The 18629-nt window shown below is 66.5% G+C and carries 16 protein-coding genes; 9 read left to right on the forward strand and 7 right to left on the reverse strand.

Annotated features, from left to right (window positions below; genetic code table 11):
* The first annotated feature begins 248 nt into the window (after window positions 1-248).
* Window positions 249-1616, forward strand: a complete 1368-nt coding sequence (gene radA / locus BKA02_RS03365; RefSeq protein ID WP_179431305.1) for a DNA repair protein RadA — start codon at window positions 249-251, stop codon at window positions 1614-1616.
* Between the two features lie 21 nt (window positions 1617-1637).
* On the opposite strand, the gene BKA02_RS03370 is transcribed toward radA, so the two are convergent.
* The 3 genes from BKA02_RS03370 to BKA02_RS03380 all read right to left on the reverse strand — a co-directional run bounded on the left by BKA02_RS03370 (window position 1638) and on the right by BKA02_RS03380 (window position 3430).
* Window positions 1638-2057 carry a dehydrogenase gene (locus BKA02_RS03370; protein ID WP_179431307.1) on the reverse strand — a complete coding sequence of 140 codons (420 nt, stop codon included), beginning with the start codon at window positions 2055-2057 and terminating at the stop codon, window positions 1638-1640.
* Between the two features lie 175 nt (window positions 2058-2232).
* Entirely contained in the window at window positions 2233-2916 is a 684-nt protein-coding gene (locus BKA02_RS03375; protein ID WP_179431309.1) for a hypothetical protein, read from the reverse strand.
* Window positions 2917-2926: 10 nt separating this feature from the next.
* A complete protein-coding gene (locus tag BKA02_RS03380; protein WP_179431311.1) occupies window positions 2927-3430 on the reverse strand; it encodes an amino-acid N-acetyltransferase in 504 nt (167 codons plus the stop codon).
* 56 nt (window positions 3431-3486) lie between these two features.
* On the opposite strand from BKA02_RS03380, the gene BKA02_RS03385 reads away from it, so the two are divergent.
* On the forward strand, window positions 3487-3825 hold the full coding sequence (locus BKA02_RS03385; protein ID WP_179431312.1) for a hypothetical protein: 339 nt from the start codon (window positions 3487-3489) through the stop codon (window positions 3823-3825).
* Window positions 3826-3876: 51 nt separating this feature from the next.
* On the opposite strand, the gene BKA02_RS03390 is transcribed toward BKA02_RS03385, so the two are convergent.
* Window positions 3877-6405, reverse strand: a complete 2529-nt coding sequence (locus BKA02_RS03390) for an ATP-dependent Clp protease ATP-binding subunit (RefSeq protein ID WP_179431314.1) — start codon at window positions 6403-6405, stop codon at window positions 3877-3879.
* 348 nt (window positions 6406-6753) lie between these two features.
* On the opposite strand from BKA02_RS03390, the gene BKA02_RS03395 reads away from it, so the two are divergent.
* The 4 genes from BKA02_RS03395 (at window position 6754) to BKA02_RS03410 (ending at window position 9289) form a co-directional block, all read left to right on the forward strand.
* Window positions 6754-7380 carry a hypothetical protein gene (locus tag BKA02_RS03395; RefSeq protein ID WP_179431316.1) on the forward strand — a complete coding sequence of 209 codons (627 nt, stop codon included), beginning with the start codon at window positions 6754-6756 and terminating at the stop codon, window positions 7378-7380.
* A complete protein-coding gene (locus BKA02_RS03400; RefSeq protein WP_179431318.1) occupies window positions 7377-7613 on the forward strand; it encodes a helix-turn-helix domain-containing protein in 237 nt (78 codons plus the stop codon). The genes BKA02_RS03395 and BKA02_RS03400 overlap by 4 nt, the downstream gene beginning before the upstream one ends.
* 178 nt (window positions 7614-7791) lie before the next feature.
* The gene (locus BKA02_RS03405; RefSeq protein WP_179435165.1) at window positions 7792-8103 is read left to right on the forward strand and encodes a helix-turn-helix domain-containing protein; all 312 of its coding nucleotides are present in this window, start codon (window positions 7792-7794) and stop codon (window positions 8101-8103) included.
* On the forward strand, window positions 8024-9289 hold the full coding sequence (locus BKA02_RS03410) for a type II toxin-antitoxin system HipA family toxin (protein WP_246285964.1): 1266 nt from the start codon (window positions 8024-8026) through the stop codon (window positions 9287-9289). Before BKA02_RS03405 ends, BKA02_RS03410 begins: the two co-directional genes overlap by 80 nt.
* Before the next feature lie 218 nt (window positions 9290-9507).
* On the opposite strand, the gene BKA02_RS03415 is transcribed toward BKA02_RS03410, so the two are convergent.
* The 3 genes from BKA02_RS03415 to BKA02_RS03425 form a co-directional block, all read right to left on the reverse strand.
* Complete coding sequence (locus tag BKA02_RS03415) at window positions 9508-10905, reverse strand: HNH endonuclease signature motif containing protein (protein WP_246285965.1); 1398 nt, start codon at window positions 10903-10905, stop codon at window positions 9508-9510.
* A 200-nt stretch (window positions 10906-11105) separates the two neighbouring features.
* A complete protein-coding gene (locus BKA02_RS03420) occupies window positions 11106-13778 on the reverse strand; it encodes a type ISP restriction/modification enzyme (protein WP_425487512.1) in 2673 nt (890 codons plus the stop codon).
* Between the two features lie 209 nt (window positions 13779-13987).
* Window positions 13988-15994 carry a restriction endonuclease gene (locus tag BKA02_RS03425; protein WP_179431324.1) on the reverse strand — a complete coding sequence of 669 codons (2007 nt, stop codon included), beginning with the start codon at window positions 15992-15994 and terminating at the stop codon, window positions 13988-13990.
* A gap of 93 nt (window positions 15995-16087) precedes the next feature.
* Here BKA02_RS03425 and BKA02_RS03430 point away from each other — a divergent pair, with 93 nt between their 5' ends.
* From BKA02_RS03430 to BKA02_RS03440, 3 genes are all read left to right on the forward strand, one after another.
* On the forward strand, window positions 16088-16360 hold the full coding sequence (locus BKA02_RS03430; protein ID WP_179431326.1) for a helix-turn-helix domain-containing protein: 273 nt from the start codon (window positions 16088-16090) through the stop codon (window positions 16358-16360).
* 48 nt (window positions 16361-16408) lie between these two features.
* A complete protein-coding gene (locus BKA02_RS03435) occupies window positions 16409-16951 on the forward strand; it encodes a hypothetical protein (RefSeq protein ID WP_179431328.1) in 543 nt (180 codons plus the stop codon).
* 111 nt (window positions 16952-17062) lie between these two features.
* On the forward strand, window positions 17063-18547 hold the full coding sequence (locus tag BKA02_RS03440; protein ID WP_179431330.1) for a dicarboxylate/amino acid:cation symporter: 1485 nt from the start codon (window positions 17063-17065) through the stop codon (window positions 18545-18547).
* Window positions 18548-18629 lie beyond the last annotated feature (82 nt).

An 18629-nucleotide genomic window follows, 5' to 3' on the forward strand; every position in this document is an offset into this window, starting at 1 on the left:
TTGAAGCCTGGACTCATTCGAGATCTATTAGACAACGTATCCTGTACATATACAACGTATACTCACGATCCGGTAACGACGGCGGAGTCTCCACCCTGACTCGCCTCGATGTGTTCTATGCAGCGCGATCCGCCTCAACTCCCGTACGGGACGGTTCAAGCCGCCCCGGATCTGTGCACGACGCGTCGGATGCGGCCAGCCCGCTCGAGAAGCAGGGTGATGTCGGCGACCGCCGATAGCCTGATCCCATGGCCACACGTCGTCCCGCACCCGCCGCATTCGTCTGCACGGAGTGCGGCTGGACGGCGGCGAAATGGGTGGGCCGATGCGGCGAGTGCCAGCAGTGGGGCACCGTGCAGGAGCAGGCCGCGCAGACCGGCATCGTACGGCGCGTCTCGCCCATCGCGCCCGAGCAGGGCCGCGGTGCGCGGCCGATCACGGCGTTCACCACGCAGGAGAGCCCGCGGCGCACGAGCGGGGTGGGCGAGTTCGACCGCGTGCTCGGCGGCGGCGTCGTGCCGGGGGCTGCCATCCTGCTCAGCGGCGAGCCCGGCGTCGGCAAGTCGACCCTGCTGCTCGAGGTGGCGTCCGCGGCTGCGCGCTCCGGGCGGCGCGTGCTGTACGCCAGCGCCGAGGAGTCCACGGCGCAGGTGCGGCTGCGCGCCGAGCGCACCGGCGCGCTGCACGACCAGCTGTATCTGGCCAGCGAGACGGATCTCGCCACGATCCTCGGCCACATCGACGAGGTGCGACCCGAGCTCGTGATCGTCGACTCCGTGCAGACGGTGTCGTCGTCGCTGTCCGACGGGGCGGCCGGGCAGCCCGCGCAGGTGCGCGAGGTCGCCTCGACGCTCATCCGCATCGCCAAAGAGCGCGACCTGCCGATCGTCATCGTCGGGCACGTGACGAAGGACGGCCAGGTGGCGGGCCCGCGCATCCTGGAGCATCTGGTGGATGTCGTCTGCCATTTCGAGGGCGACCGGCAGACGTCGCTGCGCTTCATCCGTGCACTGAAGAACCGCTTCGGCCCCACAGACGAGGTCGGCTGTTTCGAGATGACCGGCTCCGGCATCGCCGAGGTGCCCGATCCGAGCAGCCTGTTCCTCTCCCGCGGCGCGCCGGAGCCCGGCACGTGCGTGGCGATCGCGCTGGAGGGGCGTCGCGCCCTGCCCGTGGAGGTGCAGGCGCTCACGATCGCGACGCCCGCCCCGAACCCGCGGCGCGTGGTGAACGGTCTCGACGCCTCACGGGTGGCGATGGTGCTCGCCGTGCTCGAGAAGCGAGCCGGCATCAAGACCAGCGACCACGACGTGTACGTGTCGACCGTGGGCGGGGTGCGCTTCACCGAACCGGCGGCAGACCTGGCGATCGCGATCGCCGTGGCGGGCACGCTGCGCGGCGACGCCGTGCCGCGCACTCTCGCCGCCGTCGGGGAGCTGAGCCTGGCGGGCGAGATCCGTCCCGTGACGCAGGCCGCCCAACGCCGGGCAGAGGCCGCACGCCTCGGCTATGCGCACGTGGTCGACGACCGCTCCGCCACGCTGCGCGGTGCACTGGACGACGTGCGCGCGCACCGGATCCAGACTCCGCCCGGCGCCGACGTCCCCGACTTCTGAGTCACATCCCCGACGTCAAAATCACAGTTCCAACGCCTGCAGCAGTTCCTCGGGCGGTGCCTGCATCGGATGCGGGCCGGCGATGTCGAGGAATACGGTCGTGATCGTCTCGCGGTGCGTGGCGAGAAAGGCGCGCAGCCAGGCGGGCGAGTAGATGCCCACGCCCGGGGGAAGGTTCTCCGGCTTGTTCTTCGCGTCGCTGAACAGCAGCAGCGCCACATCCCCGGTCTTCGGGTCTCGGTACGTCCACACCTCGCCGCCGTCGAGCGGATTGTCGCGGGCGCCGGGGCGGATCAGCGGGACGACGGTGTTGCCGTTGCGCAGTGCGAGCGCGACCGCGGCCATGTCCTGATGCTCGAGCGCCAGGGCCAGCGCCTCGGAACGGAACTCCTCCGGTGCAGGGGCCTTCTTCTTCGCGCGCTTCGCGTTCTTGGATGCCACGTCACAAGCTTAGGAGGATCCTCTCGGGCCGCGACCATGGGGACGACGCGACTCGAGAGGATCCCGGGAGCCCGCAGACGGGTGTCGACGCGTTGGGGACACGGGGAATCGACGCCACTGGGGATGGGCTTCCGTCTGTTGCACGGGCTCGCCAGACAGCGTAACCCCAATTCGCTCAATTCAGGATGAACGCGGCCGTCTCGGCGCTTTCGAATCCGCCGATCTGCACGGCGAGATGGTAGGTCGCCCCGCCGCCGGGGGCCTGCTGCCGATCGGTGGCCGCGCACGCCTCCACGCTGGAGCGCGTGCGGTCCCAGGCGACGGGCACGGAGCTGGTGACCGTGGATCCTGCGGCGAGCGTCACGATCATGGAGCTCGGATTCTGCTGGCAGTCGGTCGAACGCCACCAGACATCCGATCCGCTCGTGACGGTGAACACCTGAGTGGCCGTCCCGACGTCGAGCGTGCAGTCGGCGCCGCTCTTGTTGGTCAGCGAGATGGACAGCTGCGGCATCGTGCCCGGGTCGTACGCGTCGGCATCGGTCACGGCCTGGACCGTGACGTCGGCGGCGGTGCACGCGGCGCCCTCCGCGGCCGTCTCGGTCGGGGCGGGCGAGACGGGCGCCTCCGGCGGCGCGCTCTCCTCCGGCGCGCTCTCGTCCGGCGGCGGAGTGCTGGCCGACGGCGACGGCGCGGCCGATGAGACCGTCGGCGAGGGCGCCGGCGCCGCATCCGACGCCCATGAGCGCGCGATGAGGATCCATACGAGCACGATGAGGGCGATGAGCACGACGATGAGCCCGCCGAAGACGACGATGCGTCGCCGGCGGTAGACGGCGGCGGACTGTCGGGGGCTCATGGCTTCCAGGTTAGATCAGCTGCTTGAGCATCCTGGTGTTGCCGAGCGTGTTCGGCTTCACGTGCGCGAGGTCGAGGAACTCGGCCACGCCCTCGTCACCACTGCGCAGGAGCTGCGTGTACACATCCGGGTCGACGACGTGCTCACCGATGGGCGCGAATCCGCGGCGGGTGAAGAACGGCACCTCGAAGGTGAGGCAGAACAGCCGGGTGAGCCCGAGCGCCAGCGCGTTCTGCTCCAGGCGCTCGACGATCCCGCGACCGACGCCGTGGTGCAGCCAGTCCTCGCGCACCACCAGAGTGCGCACCTCGCCCAGGTCTTCCCACATGACGTGCAGGGCGCCGCATCCGATCACCTCGCCATCGATCTCGGCGACGACGAACTCTTGCACTGCGCCGAACAGCACGGCGAGGTCTTTGCCGAGCAGGATGCGTCGCTCCACCAGCGGCTCCAGCAACGCGGAGACGGCGTGGATGTCGGCGGCGCGTGCCGGGCGGAAGGTGATCTCGCTCACCCGTCAAGACTAGAACCTCATCGCTCCCGGGCTCCTGAAGGGTCTACAGTTCGCGTATGAGCGTCCCGTACCTCGTGCTGGCGATCGTCACGCTGATCAGCACGGTTCCGAGCCTGTACTTCTCGGCGGCAGAGATCCGCAGCGACGATCCGGCCGTGCGCCGTGTCGCCTGGTACACGACCGCCCGCAGCGCAGCACTGTTCGTGCTGGCCGTGGTGGCGCTCTGCGGACGGTTCGACGGATGGCTGCTCGCCATCGCCGTCGCCATGATCATCGTGCAGGCCGCCGACGGGGTGATCGCGCTGCGCGGCGGCAAGGCTGTCATGTACATCGGCCCGTTCGCCACAGCCGCGGTCACCGCGGCCGCACTGGTCTGGTTCGTCACTGCGGGGTGAACATGAAAGACCCCGCGATCCGCCCGAAGGGAATCGCGGGGTCTTCTCGGCTCACTCGCCGCTGGCGACCGCCAGGTCGGGGGTGGCCGTGATGTCGCCGCCGGCGTTGACGCCGACCGACACCTTCTCGCCGCGCGGGCCATGCTCGAACTGGAACTCGCCGTCGGCGAAGTCGACCTCCACGTGGTCGCCGGGGTTGAGCTCGCCGTGCAGGATCTTCTCCGACAGGCGATCCTCCACCTCGTGCTGCATCGCGCGACGCAACGGGCGGGCACCGAGAGCCGGGTCGAATCCGACCTCGATGAGGCGCTCCTTGGCGGTCTGCGACAGCGCGATCGTCATGTCTCGGTCGAGCAGACGGTCGGCGAGGCGCTTGGTGAACAGATCCACGATCTGAATCAGCTCATCCTTCGACAGCTGCGGGAACACGATGATGTCATCGACGCGGTTGAGGAACTCGGGCTTGAAGTTGCGCTTGAGCTCTTCGTTGACCTTGCCCTTCATCCGCTCGTAGCTCGTGGTGCTGTCGCCCTCGACCTGGAAGCCGACGGGCCCGCCGGCGATGTCGCGCGCTCCGAGGTTGGTCGTCATGATGATGACCGTGTTCTTGAAGTCCACGATGCGACCCTGACCATCGGTCAGACGGCCCTCCTCGAGAATCTGCAGAAGCGAGTTGAAGATGTCGGGATGCGCCTTCTCGATCTCGTCGAACAGCACCACCGAGAACGGCTTGCGTCGCACCTTCTCCGTCAGCTGGCCGCCCTCTTCGAAGCCGACGAACCCGGGAGGGGCGCCGAACAGTCGAGACACGGTGTGCTTCTCACCGAACTCGCTCATGTCGAGCGAGATGAGCGCGGCCTCGTCGTCGAAGAGGAACTCCGCGAGCGCCTTGGCGAGCTCGGTCTTTCCGACGCCGGTGGGGCCGGCGAAGATGAACGAGCCCGAGGGGCGCTTGGGGTCCTTCAAACCGGCGCGCTGACGGCGGATCGTCTTTGACAGTGCGGCGATCGCCTCATCCTGCCCGATGACGCGCTGATGCAGCGCCTTCTCCATGAAGACGAGCCGGCTGGACTCCTCCTCGGTGAGCTTGAACACGGGGATGCCGGTGGCCTGGGCGAGCACCTCGGCGATGAGCCCCTCGTCGACGACGGCCTGGGTGGCGACGTCGCCCGAGCGCCACTGCTTCTCCAGGCGCAGGCGCTCCCCGAGCAGTTCCTTCTCCTGGTCGCGCAGCGACGCGGCCTTCTCGAAGTCCTGCTCCTCGGAGGCCTGCTCCTTCTCCTCGCGGACCTTGGCGATCTTCTCGTCGAACTCACGCAGCTCTGGCGGGGAGGACAGGATCGACAGGCGCAGGCGGGCGCCGGCCTCGTCGATTAGGTCGATGGCCTTGTCGGGCAGGAAGCGGTCGCTCACGTAGCGGTCGGCGAGGTTCGCCGCGGCGACGATCGCGCCGTCGGTGATCTGCACCTTGTGGTGCGCCTCGTAACGGTCGCGCAGGCCTTTGAGGATGTTGATGGCGTGCGGCAGGCTCGGCTCCTGCACTTGGATGGGCTGGAACCGGCGCTCGAGTGCAGCATCCTTCTCGAAGTGCTTGCGGTACTCGTCGAGCGTGGTGGCGCCGATCGTCTGCAGTTCACCTCGGGCCAGCAGGGGCTTCAGGATGCTGGCCGCATCGATCGCGCCCTCGGCGGCACCCGCACCGACGAGGGTGTGGATCTCGTCGATGAAGACGATGATGTCGCCGCGGGTGCGGATCTCCTTGGTGACCTTCTTCAGCCGCTCCTCGAAGTCTCCGCGGTAGCGGGAGCCGGCGATGAGGGATCCGAGGTCGAGGGAGTACAGCTGCTTGTCCTTGAGCGTCTCGGGCACGTCGCCCTTGACGATCGCCTGGGCGAGGCCCTCGACGACGGCGGTCTTGCCGACGCCGGGCTCGCCGATCAGGACGGGGTTGTTCTTGGATCGGCGGGAGAGGATCTGCATGACCCGCTCGATCTCCTTCTCGCGCCCGATGACCGGGTCGAGCTTGTTGTCGCGCGCGGCCTGGGTGAGGTTGCGCCCGAACTGGTCGAGCACCTGCGATCCGCCCTGCGCCTGCTGGGCGTTGTCGTGCGCGGCGCCCGAGACGGCGGCGGGCTCGCGCCCCTGCTGGCCGGAGAGCATCTGGATGACCTGCTGGCGCACCTTGTTGAGGTCGGCGCCGAGCTTGACGAGCACCTGTGCCGCCACGCCCTCGCCCTCGCGGATGAGGCCGAGCAGGATGTGCTCGGTGCCGATGTAGTTGTGGCCGAGCTGCAGTGCTTCGCGCAGGCTCAGCTCGAGCACCTTCTTGGCGCGCGGGGTGAAGGGGATGTGCCCCGTGGGCTGCTGCTGGCCCTGGCCGATGATGTCCTGCACCTGCTCGCGCACGGCGTCGAGCGACACGCCCAGCGACTCCAGCGCCTTGGCAGCGGCGCCCTCGCCCTCATGGATGAGGCCGAGCAGGATGTGCTCGGTGCCGATGTAGTTGTGGTTGAGCATCTTCGCCTCTTCTTGGGCGAGGACGACCACACGGCGGGCACGGTCGGTGAATCTCTCGAACATCTCACTCCTCTTTCGCGCGTCAGCTGAATACGGCGAAGGCACTTCCGTGCCGGTACATCGAGCGTAACGAGCACCACGGCGACGGATGGCCGTGTTCGCCGTCGGCATATCCGGTTCCTCGCCGAGGCTCCGCCCCTGCTCGTTACCGGGTTTGGGGCGCATTCTCCCGTTTGGGGCGCACCCCATCCGCCCCGGACGGGAGAACCTGCCCCAAACCGGTGGATGCTGTTGACAGGGTTATCGACAGTCATTATGTTAACGACAGTCGATGCATCGAATATCGATAACACGTCGAATATCGGTAACGCATCAAACACCGAGAACGCAGAGCCGAGTGGAGGAGAAGCGATGAGTCTGATCAGCAGAGGACATCCGTCCCGGGGCGAGGGGTTCGTGCTCGGTCTCGTCGCGACGGGCGCGGTCAGCGTGGCGGCGGCGGCGATCGTCGCGGTCGTGAAGGCTGTGATCGCGCTGTTCCAGCCCGCCGTCGAGGTGCGGATGCCCGTGCAGGAGGTCGACGCTTCGGCGCTCTCCGGGCTCCCGGGTATCTCCGCTGCCGCCTACGACTCAGCGACGGTGACGATGACCGAGCTCTCGGCGGGTGCGCGTTGGATGCTTCTGCTGGAGGCTTCGCTGCCCGCTCTCGCGACGGTCGGCGTGTGTGCGGCGGCGTGGTGGCTGGGGGTCTCACTCATCCGGGCGAGGCCGTTCCGGCGATCGATGGCGTGGACAATCGGCGTCGCCGCCTGTCTGGTCATCGCGGGCGGCCTGTTCGGCCAGTTGGCGGGCGCGATCGGTCGCGCGATCGCCGTCGACGGGATCGCTGCCGCGGATCCGCGCGCCCACGATGTGTTCTGGGCCTTCCTCGTGCAACTGGATCTGGCCCCACTCGGCTGGGGTTTCGCCCTCGCGCTCGTGGCGACCGCGTTCCAGGTCGGCGAGCGGATGCAGCGCGACACGAAGGGGCTGGTATGACTCCGGCTGCCTCGGACGACGAAGACACCGGCATCCGCTGCCTCCTGGATGAGTTGCTCGTCGAACGGGGGATGACGTTGACGGAGCTGAGCAGGATCGTCGGGGTGAGCCTCGTGAACCTCTCGGTGCTGAAGAACGATCGCGCTCGGGCGATCCGCTACTCGACGCTGCGCGCGATCTGCGAGGCGCTCGACTGCGAGGTCGGAGATCTGCTGGTGCTGGCTCCTCGGTGAGCAACCGTTCCGCGCAGCGTCTTGGCCACCTGTCGTAAGACCCACCTGTCGTAAGAGCCACCTGTCGTGAGAGGTGTCGCAAGCATCGGTCACTATCGTGTTATCGCGATAGTGCGTCGCTATCGCTATTTCGCGATATAGGGGTACTGTCGTGCAATAGCGATTGGAGTTCGCCGTGATGCACACAGCGCGACTGCGCTCCCCCGCCGACATCGGCACGGTGCTGTATGAAGCGCGCGTCGCCCGCGGCATGTCTCAGGTCGAGCTCGCGGCGCAGACCGACCTGCCACAGAGCACCATCAGCGCGGTGGAGAATGGCATGTCGACGATCCACTTGCGAAGGCTGCTCGAGTTGGCACGGGCGACCGGACTCACCATCACCGCGTCGTGGGAGGACGACGAGTCAGCGGATGGCGAAGAGTCAGCTGATAACGCTGAGTCAGCGGGAGCGACGAATCAGCGAGGGGGCGATGATGCGACTCGCGGTTGAGCTGTACGGGACCCGAGTCGGAATCCTCGAAGGAGATCCGCGCACGTACGACTTCACACCGAGAGCTGAGGCGATCGAGAGATTCGGCAGCGCGAGCACGGTCATTTCCGTTGCCATTCCACTGGTCAGCAGGCCTCGTCGAGATCATGCCTCACGCCGACGCAACTGGTTCGCCGAGATCCTGCCAGAAGGCGATCAGTATGAATACCTCCTGGCCCAGAGCGCCCTCAGGCGTGGCGACGTTCCGGCCTTTCTCGGCAGATATGGCCGCGACGTCGCCGGTGCTCTGCAGATCTGGGATCTGGATGACCCCTCTGAGCCGCGCATCCCGTCGCTGCGCCCCGTGACGGATGCCGAGATACGAACACTTCTCGATGATCCGATCAGCGCGCCGCTCGGCAACGCAACCGACCTCGGTCGCACGTCGCTCGGCGGTGTGCAGCCGAAGATCCTGCTCGCCCGAACTCGCGATGGATGGGCGCAGGCATTGGGCGGACATCCGACCACGCACATCCTCAAGCCGCAGCTGGATGGCGAGAAGGCGACAGTGATCTATGACGAGGAGTATGGATCACGTGTGGCCCGGGAGATGGGGCTGACGGCCTTCTCCACCGCTATCACTCGCTTCGCGGGGCGCGCGGCGCTGGTGATCGAACGCTATGACAGGGCGAACGGCGAACGGATCCATCAAGAAGACTTCAATCAGGCGCTCGGAGCGAGCGGGAATCAGAAATATCAGGAGCTGGGCGGCGTCGTGACTCTTCGTCGCGTCGCGACAGTCCTCCAGCAGCATGCGCCAGGAGCAGACCTGCAGCGACTCGCCGAGATGGTGCTGCTCGCGGCGGCGATCGGGAACCTCGACCTGCATACGAAGAATCTCAGTCTGCTGCATCCGCTCGACGGCGAGGTGCGACTGGCTCCGGCCTACGACCTCGTTCCGCATGCGCATCACCCCGGTGATGGGCGCATGGCGCTGGCGATCAACGGCGTGTATCGACATGCCGAGCTCACTCGATCTGATCTGGTCGCAGAGTTCGCATCATGGGGTCTTCGACGCGCCGAACGTATCGTCACCGACACGCTCGATCGCATTGGGCTCGTTGTGGAAACCGAGACCCCTCTTGCCGGTGCTCATACCGCGCTGCAAGAGGACATCCGAGGATTCGTCGCGCGCTTGTCGGCGTGACCTGACCGGCGGCACTATCAAGCCTCCGGACATCGAGCGCAGCCGCAGCGGCGCGGAGACAGGATGCCCAACGCCTGACGCCCCGCCGATCCGCCAGTCTCATCCGCACGGTGTGCACGCCCGCGCCCCGGCGTTCGCTTCGGCCGCGACATGGCCGGCACGGTGCAGATCTGCGACCCGTTCGCTCTCTGATGGACGCATCGACGCACCACCGCAGCTCAGGCCGCGGCGGGTCGGAGTCGTCTCGGGGGTGGGTCGATGTCTCCCCATGCGTAACGGAGTGCGGCGCGGGGAACGAGCACGGTCCGCTCGCTTTCGGCATTGTGCAGGATGAAGTCGTCGGTGCCGTTTCGGGTGATCCGCCATCCGCCGTGGTGGAGGGTCATGTGGTGGTATCGGCAGAGCAGGATACCGCGGTCGATGTCGGTGCGGCCTCCGTCTCGTTCCCATTCGTCGATGTGATGGGCTTCGCAGTAGGACGCGGGGCGGTCGCATCCCTTCCACCGGCAGCCACCGTCGCGAACGGCGAGTGCGATCCGCTGCCGGGTCGTGAAGAGTCGGTGCTCACGGCCGACGTCGAGCGGGTTTCCGGATGCGTCGAGCGTGACGTTCACGGTCCCTGCGTCGCACGCTCGGCGGTCCGCGACCGCGGCGGGCACGGTGACGAGGTCGTCTTCGGTGTGAGCGACCGGTGCGCGCCGGCCAGCGGTGTCGATGACCTGCACGAGCCGCAGTCCCGCCTGCCGCGTGCCGAACACCTGCTCGGGTTCGGCCAGTACGCCCGCCCGGATCACGTCGAGCACCAGGTCGTAGGAGAGCTGGTCGTTCGTGCGGGGATCGTCGACGAGTTCCGCGGCGCGGGACTTCTCGTCGGGATCGACGAATCGGGGCCCTCCCCGGCGCGGGCGCAGGGCGGCGGCGCGGATGCTCTCGACGAATGCCGCGCCCTCGTCATCGAACACGATGCTCGCCCGCCGCATCCCGATGTCGTCGATGTAAGTGCGGAAGCTTCTCTTCTCGAACCGGGCGAGGAATCGGGCCTCTGCCCCTTCGGGGTCGAGCATGTCGCGCACGCTCTGCGCGGCGATGCGCAGTTCTTCGACGGTGCGCTCGGCAGCCTCCCCGATGAGTTGTTCGGCGGCCTGCCGCCACGCCTCGCGCGTCTCGTCGTCGAACGCGACCCGGGCATCGGCGTCGATCTTCGGGTTGGCCGTCGCTGGCTCGCCGAGGCCGCGGCGGATCGCGTCGTAGGCGGTCGATGAGATCTCGCCGGCGCGCAACGCCTGTCGCAGCGGCTCGTGCCACGGAGTCTGGATGAGTTCGGCCGGCAGCGAAGACTCGCCACCCTCAGCGGTGCTGTCGGGCTCCGGCGCTGCATCTAGCAGCTCGACGCCGACCCGCACCTGCCGCGCGGCTTCTGCCTTTGTGGTTCCCGTGAGCTCCTGCACGAGTGCTGTCGGGGATCGGTGTCCGCGGCTCTGGGCGAGGCCGTTGTGCCCCGCATCCCGAGTGGATCGCGCGGCGATGACTCCGGCTGCGGCGAGCCGGATCTGCTCGACATGCCGACTGACCTCGGCCGCCTCGGACAGCACCGCCACGACTTCGGCATCCGTCATTCCGCCGACAGCCGACTGAACCGCCTCAGCGCAGACGTCGCCCTGGACCCGACCGCTCAGGGTCGAGATCAGCGATGCGACTGCGCTGAAATCTGCCATACTTCATACTCGCACAGACCATCGAAATTCGAAGCTTTATCCACAGATAAACCCTGAGCCCGCCGACATACGAGCCTGCGCACCCCGCTCGCTGACGCACGTCAGGAATCGATCACCTCGAACTCAGGAAGCTCCGCGATCAGCCGCTGCGTCTCCAGGCTCACGGTGACAAGCGAGCGGATCAGATCGACCACGTAGCGCGGATTCTCCTGCTCGCGCAACCATGCGTTCGGATCGTTGACGATGCCCGACTTCTTGTCGGTCGTCACCTTATAACGGTCGATCACCCACTCGAGCGGGCTGCGCCCTGCGACCTTGTACTCGCTCTCGTTCTCGGGGATGCCGGTGATCGTGAGGTGCTCGTTATACCGGATGCCGGTGTGATCCTTGCGCGAGATCCAGGACAGCTTGTCGATGCGGTAACGCTCGTAGGGATCGTCGGGCGCGGTGAGCGAGAGCTCTTCATTCAGCGGATGCTGCGCCACGGACTCATAGTCGACATGAAGCTCCGCCAGCTCGCGCCCGATGCGCGCATACTCGGCGAATCCCTTCACCTGCGGGATGCGCGGGAGCATTTTCTGCAGGTCGGCGGCATATGTCTCGCGGTAGGTCGGGTGGTGCAGCAACGCGTAGATGGCGTAGAAGATGTCGTCTTTCGTGACCACGTCGCCGTGGACCTGGCGGTACGCATCGAGCGTCGCGTCGGTGATGTTGTCGACGCGACGGTGGCCGTCTACGACTTCGTCTGTGTCGGATGCCGCGAGAGCCTCGAGGTTCAGCGCGCCATCGGGAGCGGATGCCGGTTCCCAGGTGTAGCGGGGGAAGACCTGGGAGTCTCCGTTCAAATGCAGGCTGACGAGCCCGTCCGCCATCAGCGCGGGAGTGCTGATTCGTGAGTCGGTGTTGATGGCGATGGCCACCGTAGAGTGGTTCACAGTTGGCGACACCCGCGCAGAGATACCCGGCGCATCGATCAAGCCTGGATCAAACCAGACTTGCTGGCGCATGAACGGTCTGAACTGAATCCGCCGTGGGCCGCCGGTGTGAGTCGTCATCGGTTTGCCTGTGCGCCGACGCGCAGTGAGCTTGTTCGACCAGCCGATCCGAGCAGCATCCGGCGTACGTGCATCGTCGGCGATCAATCGATTGAACTCATCAACCATCGCGCCAACATTCTGCTCCAGCCGCCCGGCGCCGAAATTGCACACCCATACATCACGGTTCGTGGATGCGCCAAGCGCGAAGTTCTGGAACACCCCAACTGTGCCGACACGGCCCTTCGAGACTTTGTCACCGATCGGCTGGAAGGCAACGTAGCGCTCGTCTCGCTGGTTGATCCAGTCCCCCGCAGCGTTGGCCTGAACCGCCTCGAACTCGGTCGACTCGATTGACGAGTCGAGCCGTAGTCGATCCAGCTTCTCCTCACGAGTTAGATAGTCACCAACGTCCGCGTAGTGGACTCGTCCCGCACCAGGATGGTTCGGATCCTTGACCAGGACTGTGATCGCAACGCCCGTCTGCGAGCCCTCCCCGAAGACCTTGCCCCCCTCCGCCTGCCAGTTCTTGACGCGCTGGTTGCCTCGCAAGTTGTAAACAATCACGTCACTGAACTCTTGCGCCCAGCTGAGTCGGACGCCGTTCGCTACGGGGGAGTCCACAAACCCGGAGTTCGATACAAAGGCAACAACGCCCTGGTCACCTAGTCGATCGGTAGCCCATCGGAGTGCTCTGTAGTAGGAGTCGTACAGCTTGGACTTCTGCGTCCCTGAGCTGAGGCGCATGTACGTCGCCGCGATCCGCGCATCAGTGGTCTTGTACTTCGCGTTCTGCGCCCCGTCATTTGCGCTGGACTGCCCCGCCCGATACGGCGGATTCATCAGGATCACGTCGACTTTCGTCGCGCGCTGCTTCTCCAGCCGCGCGTTGTTCTCCGGGAACACTCCCCCGGCGAGCTGACTGTCCCGCTCGTCCATCGCGAACGTGTCGGTCAGCGAGATCCCCTGGAACCCGCCCTCGGCCGGATCGATGCCGTTCTCCGCGCACAGTTCCCGGTACACGCTCTCGATGTTGACCGCCGCGATGTAGTAACTGAGCAGCACGATCTCGTTCGCGAACAGCTCCTGCCTGTACTTGCGCGTCAGGTCCTCTGGTTTGATGAGCCCGATCTGCATGAGCCGGGTCAGGAACGTCCCGGTCCCCACGAACGGTTCGAGGATATTCACGCCCTCATCGCTCAGTCGTTTGCCGAAGTGCTGGTGCAGCGCAGCATCCGCCGATCGCAGGATGTAGTCGACGACTTCGACCGGTGTGAAGACGATGCCCATCCGGTCGGCCAGCAACGGGAACGCCTTCGAGAAGAACTTGTCGTAGAGCGTGACGAGCATCTGCTGCTTCGCCCGGACGCTCTCGAGCCCGCGGATCTTCTCGGTGATCTTGGCGTAGAACGCGTCGAGTGGCTCCCGCTCACGCGCGAAGGCCGCGTTCTCATCGAAGGTTGCGAGCACCTTCTCCATCGCCAGGGAGACCGGATTGTCCTGCGTGAACGAGCCATCCGGGAACATCGCCTCGAAGACCGGCTTGGTGATGAGATGCTGCGCGAGCAACTCGACCGCCTCGGACTCCGAGACATCCGGATTGACCGTCGCCCGCAGCGCCTTGACGAACGACTCGAACGGCGCGCGGTCGTTCTCCGGCGCGTCGACGTGAGCAGTGATCAGCGCGATGAAGCGCTGGGCGATCTCACCGATGTCGCTGGCCCAGTCGTCCCAGTACATGCGGTCGCCGACCTTGGCGACGAGCTTCGCGTAGACGGAGTCCTTCCATGCCTCAGCCGTCGAAGTGAGCCCGGGGAGCGTCGAGGCGAAGTGCGGGGCGCCCTGGCTCGCCCCGTTCCCCTCGCCCGCGTCATCCCGAGAGCGGTCTGAAGGAGCGTCGAAGGCCGAGGGCTCCCGTTTCTTCGGGGAAGTGAGGCTGACCCGCTCGATCAGCACCTGCTCGGCAGCTTGCCCGTGTACGCCGCCTGGTTGATCGCGGTATCGAGACGCTCGTCGTGGGCGCGCAGCGCCTGCAGCACCTGCCAGACGACCTTGTAGCGCTCGTTGTCGTTCAGCGCCTCCTCGGGCGAGACGCCGGCGGGGATCGCGATAGGCAGCACGATGTATCCGAGCCGCTTGCCCTCAGCTCGGCGCATCACCCGGCCGACGGCCTGCACCACATCGACCTGGCTCTTGCGCGGGCTGAGAAAAAGCACCGCATCGAGGCTCGGCACGTCGACGCCCTCGCTCAGGCAACGGGCGTTCGTGAGCACGCGGGCGACCGGACGACCGAACTGGTCTTGCTCAGGTGCCGCCTTCAGCCAGTCGAGCAGCTCGCCGCGCTGCGTGGCGTTCATCGTGCCGTCGACGTGCTCGGCTTCGACGGTCAGATCGTCGGTGTCGTCGTCGTTCTCGATGTTCGAGAGGTGTCCCTCGACGAGTGCCGTGAAGTCGCTCGCGACTCCCTCCGATGTCTTGATGTCCTTCGCAAAGGCGACGGCTCGCCGCATCGGCGCGGCGTCCGCTCCGAACCCCTCGGCGATCGATCCCGCGTTGCGCTTGGCCAGGGCGTTCCAGCATCCGATGAGCTTCGCGACGTCGGTGACGGCGAGTTCGCGACCCTCGTGCGCGAGCTCCTGCTGAAGCGATTCGACGATCTCGTCCTCGCTGATGCCGAGCACGACGACCTTGTAGTCGGTGAGCAGGCCCTTGCGAACGGCCTCGTCGAACCCGATCCGATACAGGACCGGGCCGTAGAGGTCCTCGTCGTCCATCGAGACCAGCTCTGCCGAACGCTGTGAGGCCGCGTTCTTCACCTCGGGTGCGAAGATCCGTGGTGTCGCCGTCATGTACACCCGGGCGGCGGCCGGGATGACGGCGTCGTCATGCACCTTGACGAAGTGCGACTCGTCGTCTCCGGCGAGCGTCACCCCGGTCGTACGGTGCGCCTCATCGCAGATGACGAGGTCGAACGTGTCGCCGCGGATCTTCTGCGCCTCGGCCACGGCGTCGATCGACTGATACGTCGAGAACACGACGGTCAGTCCCTCGTGCTCCTCATCGACGTCGCCGAGGAGCGCCGCGAGCTTCTTGCCGTCGGTCGTCGCCGGGGCCCCGAGGTCTTCGAGCATGACGCTCGTGAGGTCATCGTTCTTGCGGCGCCCGATGTTCGTGTCAGAGCCGACCGCGAACGCACGGAAACCGAGTTCCGGGTCTCGCTCGCGCGACCACTCCTCCAACGACTGCTGCAGCAGTGCCAGCGAGGGCACCATGAACAGCACCGATGCCGCGCCACCGGTGCGCTCGATCACCCATCGCTCCGCGAGCTTGAGCGCAGTGAACGTCTTGCCCGTGCCGCAGGCCATGATGAGCTTGCCGCGGTTCTGCGGAGAGTTCGGAACGAGTCCGTCGAGCACGGCGCGCACAGCTTCGTGCTGGTGAGAACGCAACGTTTTCACCGGGTGGCGTTCTGGCGCGACCTCTGGCTTGAGCAGTTCGTACGTCGACCAGTCGATCGCGCTGTGCCGCAACTCATCCAGCGAGATTCGGCGCACCGGCTTCGAGCGGTTTTTGAGCGCTTCTATGGCGTTCGCCGACCACGGCACGGTCGTGGTGTCGATCACCAAGCCCTCGGTGAACGGCTCGCGACCGAGCGCTTCGAAGAAGGAGTCGAGGTCGCCCTTCTGCATCCGATGCTCTTCGCGGAAGAACTTCACCTGGACGGCGAGCAGCCCACCGCCGCGCACCTCGGCGACCAGATCGATGCCGGTGTCGGGGCGTCCGTCACGACCCGGCCAATCCCGCCAGAGCCATACCGCTCCGAGTTGATCGGCCCAGAGCGGTTCGACGGTCAAGTAGTGGCGCGCAAGCTGCTCGAGATAGTTGCCCGCCATGCGTTTGCTGTCCGCGAGTCCGCGGAACTGAGTAAGGAGCGCATCGAGTTCTTCGTCGACCACCGCACCCACCTCCCGGTCAATCACTCCGGGAGGTATTAGTATCCGGGTGCGTTAACCCTGGCACAAGTCGTCGACATTCCCGACGCTGGGTGGGTGCCTCGAGTCCCGTCCCCCGCCGCAGCCCATATCGGCGGAAGGATCCGGCAGGCGCGTGAAGCGGCGACGCTCACACAAGACGGACTCGCGCACGTCTCGGGCATCGACTCGTCAAACATCCGCGCCTACGAGAGCGGGCGGGCGCTGCCCAATCTCTTCACGCTCGTGCGCATCGCGGATGCCGTCGGCACCGACCCGGGAACCTTGCTTGCGGGCTTAGAGCTGGAGATGTTCCCCGTCGCCGCCTCCGACGCCCGTCGCCGCGGCTGACTCCACAGGAGGCGCGGCAATGTCCGTGCCACCGCTTAGGCTCCCCGAATGACGATCCAGGGGACCACCACGACAACGGCGTTCTTCGCGGCGCGGGACGCCTACCGCGAGGCACGACGGCGGGAGCGGCAACGGATCGTCGCGCGGATGGCGGCCTCGGGCTACCGCGTGCCTGCGCGGGGAGGACACGGCGCGATCACGTACACGAGCGGTCACGAGCTCGATCCGCCACACGATCTGCGCAACTGGTCATGGATCGATGGCGTGCGCCACGACGGCGTCACCGTCCGCGTGATGCTGCAGTCCTTCGATCAGGATCCCGCGTCGGGGAACGAGCACGTGCTGTACGACCGGATCAGCATCGGCGTCCGCCCTCGCCGGATCCATCATTCGCGGTGGCTGACGATCACCGAACTGGAGCTGCCCCTCGATGACGCGAGCCTGGATCGGCTCATCGAGCTCCTCGACGCCCTGCGGCCTCACAGCTCCCAGCAACGGGCGCGCCCAACGTTCACGCCGAAGACTCTCGGAGCGGTCGTGGACATCAATGACAAAGACGCGTTGTACAACGTCCTCGATGGCGATGGCTGACGTTGCGCCCCGCCCCCCGTGTCACGCTTCGTCATAACCGCCCAGGGAATACACAGGCAGACCTAACGTTGGATTCCTCGGCGCACCCGGCGCCCCAGGATCAGGAGTCCCATGAGTACCACCGCTGCGCGTCCCACGAAGGCGCCCGACACCCGCGGCCCCGTCCGCAAGCTGCTGACGTCGTTCGGCTTCCAGATCATCGCCGCCCTCATCCTCGGCATCGCCGTGGGACTGCTGGGCGTGCAGCTGGGGGCGAGCAAGGACAACCCGACCGTCCTCTCCGACACGCTGAAGACCATCGGCAGCTCGTACGTGACGATCCTGCGCGCCGCCGTCGTGCCGCTCATCTTCACCGCGATCGTGGCGAGCATCTCGAACCTGCGCCGCGTGCAGAACGCCGCACGCCTGGCAGGCCAGACCCTGCTGTGGTTCGCGATCACCGCGTTCATCGCCGTGACCATCGGCATCGTCCTGGGCCTGGTGCTCCAACCAGGCAACCGCGCAGGCGACGGGCTCGAGACCGGTGCGCCCTACACGGTGGGCTCGTGGTGGAACTTCCTCCTCGGCCTCATCCCGCAGAACTTCCTCGGCCTCGGCGTCAGCACCTCACTGAACCCCGAGACGGGAGCGGCATCGTCGAGCGTCAACTTCAACATCCTGCAGGTCATCGTCGTGGCGGCCGTCGTCGGCATCGCGGCGCTCAAGGCGGGCAAGAAGGCCGAGCCGTTCCTCGCCTTCACCGAGTCGCTGCTCAAGGTCATCCAGCGCGTGCTGTGGTGGATCATCCGCATTGCTCCGCTGGGCACGTTCGGCCTCATCGGATCGGCCGTGATCCAGTACGGCTCCGACAAGCTGGCCTCACTCGCCTGGTTCGCCGGCGCCGTCTACATCGGCCTCGCCCTGGTGCTCTTCGTCGTATACCCGATCCTCGTGAAGACGCATGGTCTGTCGATCAAGCAGTACTTCTCGGGCGTGTGGCCCGCCGTGCAGCTGGGCTTCGTGAGCCGTTCGTCCATCGGCACGCTGCCGCTGACCGAGCGCGTCACCGAGCGCAACCTCGGCGTACCCCGCGGCTACGCCTCGTTCGCCGTGCCGCTGGGCGCCACGACCAAGATGGACGGATGCGCCGCGATCTATCCGGCCATCGCTGCGATCTTCGTGGCCCAGTTCTTCGGCATCGAGCTGAACATCGTGCAGTACTTCCTCATCGTGATCGTCTCGGTGGTCGGCTCGGCCGCCACGGCGGGCACGACCGGCGCTGTCGTGATGCTCACCCTCACGCTGTCGACGCTGGGCCTGCCGCTGGAGGGCGTCGGCCTTCTGCTCGCGATCGACCCCATCCTCGACATGGGTCGCACCGCGCTGAACGTCGCGGGCCAGGCGCTCGTGCCGACGATCGTCGCCAAGCGCGAGGGCATCCTCGACGAGACGCTCTACAACGCGCCGCGCAACGGTCTGCCGTTCGCCGATGAGGACGACGACGACACCACGCCGGATGCCGAGACGGCTGTCGACACGGATGCTGCAGCGGCCCTACCCGACACCGATGCGGATACGGATGCCTCGGGCGAGCCGGAGGTCGTCGGCGCGCGCTGAGCGCATCCGTCATCCGCTCGCCACGAGCACGCCGAGAGTCCTGGAACCGCGTCTGGTTCCAGGACTCTCGTGGTGATCAGCG

The organism is Microbacterium pseudoresistens, from assembly GCF_013409745.1.
Classification (GTDB): Bacteria; Actinomycetota; Actinomycetes; order Actinomycetales; family Microbacteriaceae; genus Microbacterium; species Microbacterium pseudoresistens.

What these genes read in the sequence shown, in the direction of transcription:
- radA (WP_179431305.1), top strand. Translation starts at nt 249, where the DNA reads ATGGCCACACGTCGTCCCGCACCCGCCGCATTCGTCTGCACGGAGTGC.
- BKA02_RS03375 (WP_179431309.1), bottom strand. Translation starts at nt 2,916, where the DNA reads ATGAGCCCCCGACAGTCCGCCGCCGTCTACCGCCGGCGACGCATCGTC.
- BKA02_RS03385 (WP_179431312.1), top strand. Translation starts at nt 3,487, where the DNA reads ATGAGCGTCCCGTACCTCGTGCTGGCGATCGTCACGCTGATCAGCACG.
- BKA02_RS03390 (WP_179431314.1), bottom strand. Translation starts at nt 6,405, where the DNA reads ATGTTCGAGAGATTCACCGACCGTGCCCGCCGTGTGGTCGTCCTCGCC.
- BKA02_RS03395 (WP_179431316.1), top strand. Translation starts at nt 6,754, where the DNA reads ATGAGTCTGATCAGCAGAGGACATCCGTCCCGGGGCGAGGGGTTCGTG.
- BKA02_RS03400 (WP_179431318.1), top strand. Translation starts at nt 7,377, where the DNA reads ATGACTCCGGCTGCCTCGGACGACGAAGACACCGGCATCCGCTGCCTC.
- BKA02_RS03405 (WP_179435165.1), top strand. Translation starts at nt 7,792, where the DNA reads ATGCACACAGCGCGACTGCGCTCCCCCGCCGACATCGGCACGGTGCTG.
- BKA02_RS03410 (WP_246285964.1), top strand. Translation starts at nt 8,024, where the DNA reads ATGGCGAAGAGTCAGCTGATAACGCTGAGTCAGCGGGAGCGACGAATC.
- BKA02_RS03415 (WP_246285965.1), bottom strand. Translation starts at nt 10,905, where the DNA reads ATGACGGATGCCGAAGTCGTGGCGGTGCTGTCCGAGGCGGCCGAGGTC.
- BKA02_RS03420 (WP_425487512.1), bottom strand. Translation starts at nt 13,778, where the DNA reads ATGTACTGGGACGACTGGGCCAGCGACATCGGTGAGATCGCCCAGCGC.
- BKA02_RS03435 (WP_179431328.1), top strand. Translation starts at nt 16,409, where the DNA reads ATGACGATCCAGGGGACCACCACGACAACGGCGTTCTTCGCGGCGCGG.
- BKA02_RS03440 (WP_179431330.1), top strand. Translation starts at nt 17,063, where the DNA reads ATGAGTACCACCGCTGCGCGTCCCACGAAGGCGCCCGACACCCGCGGC.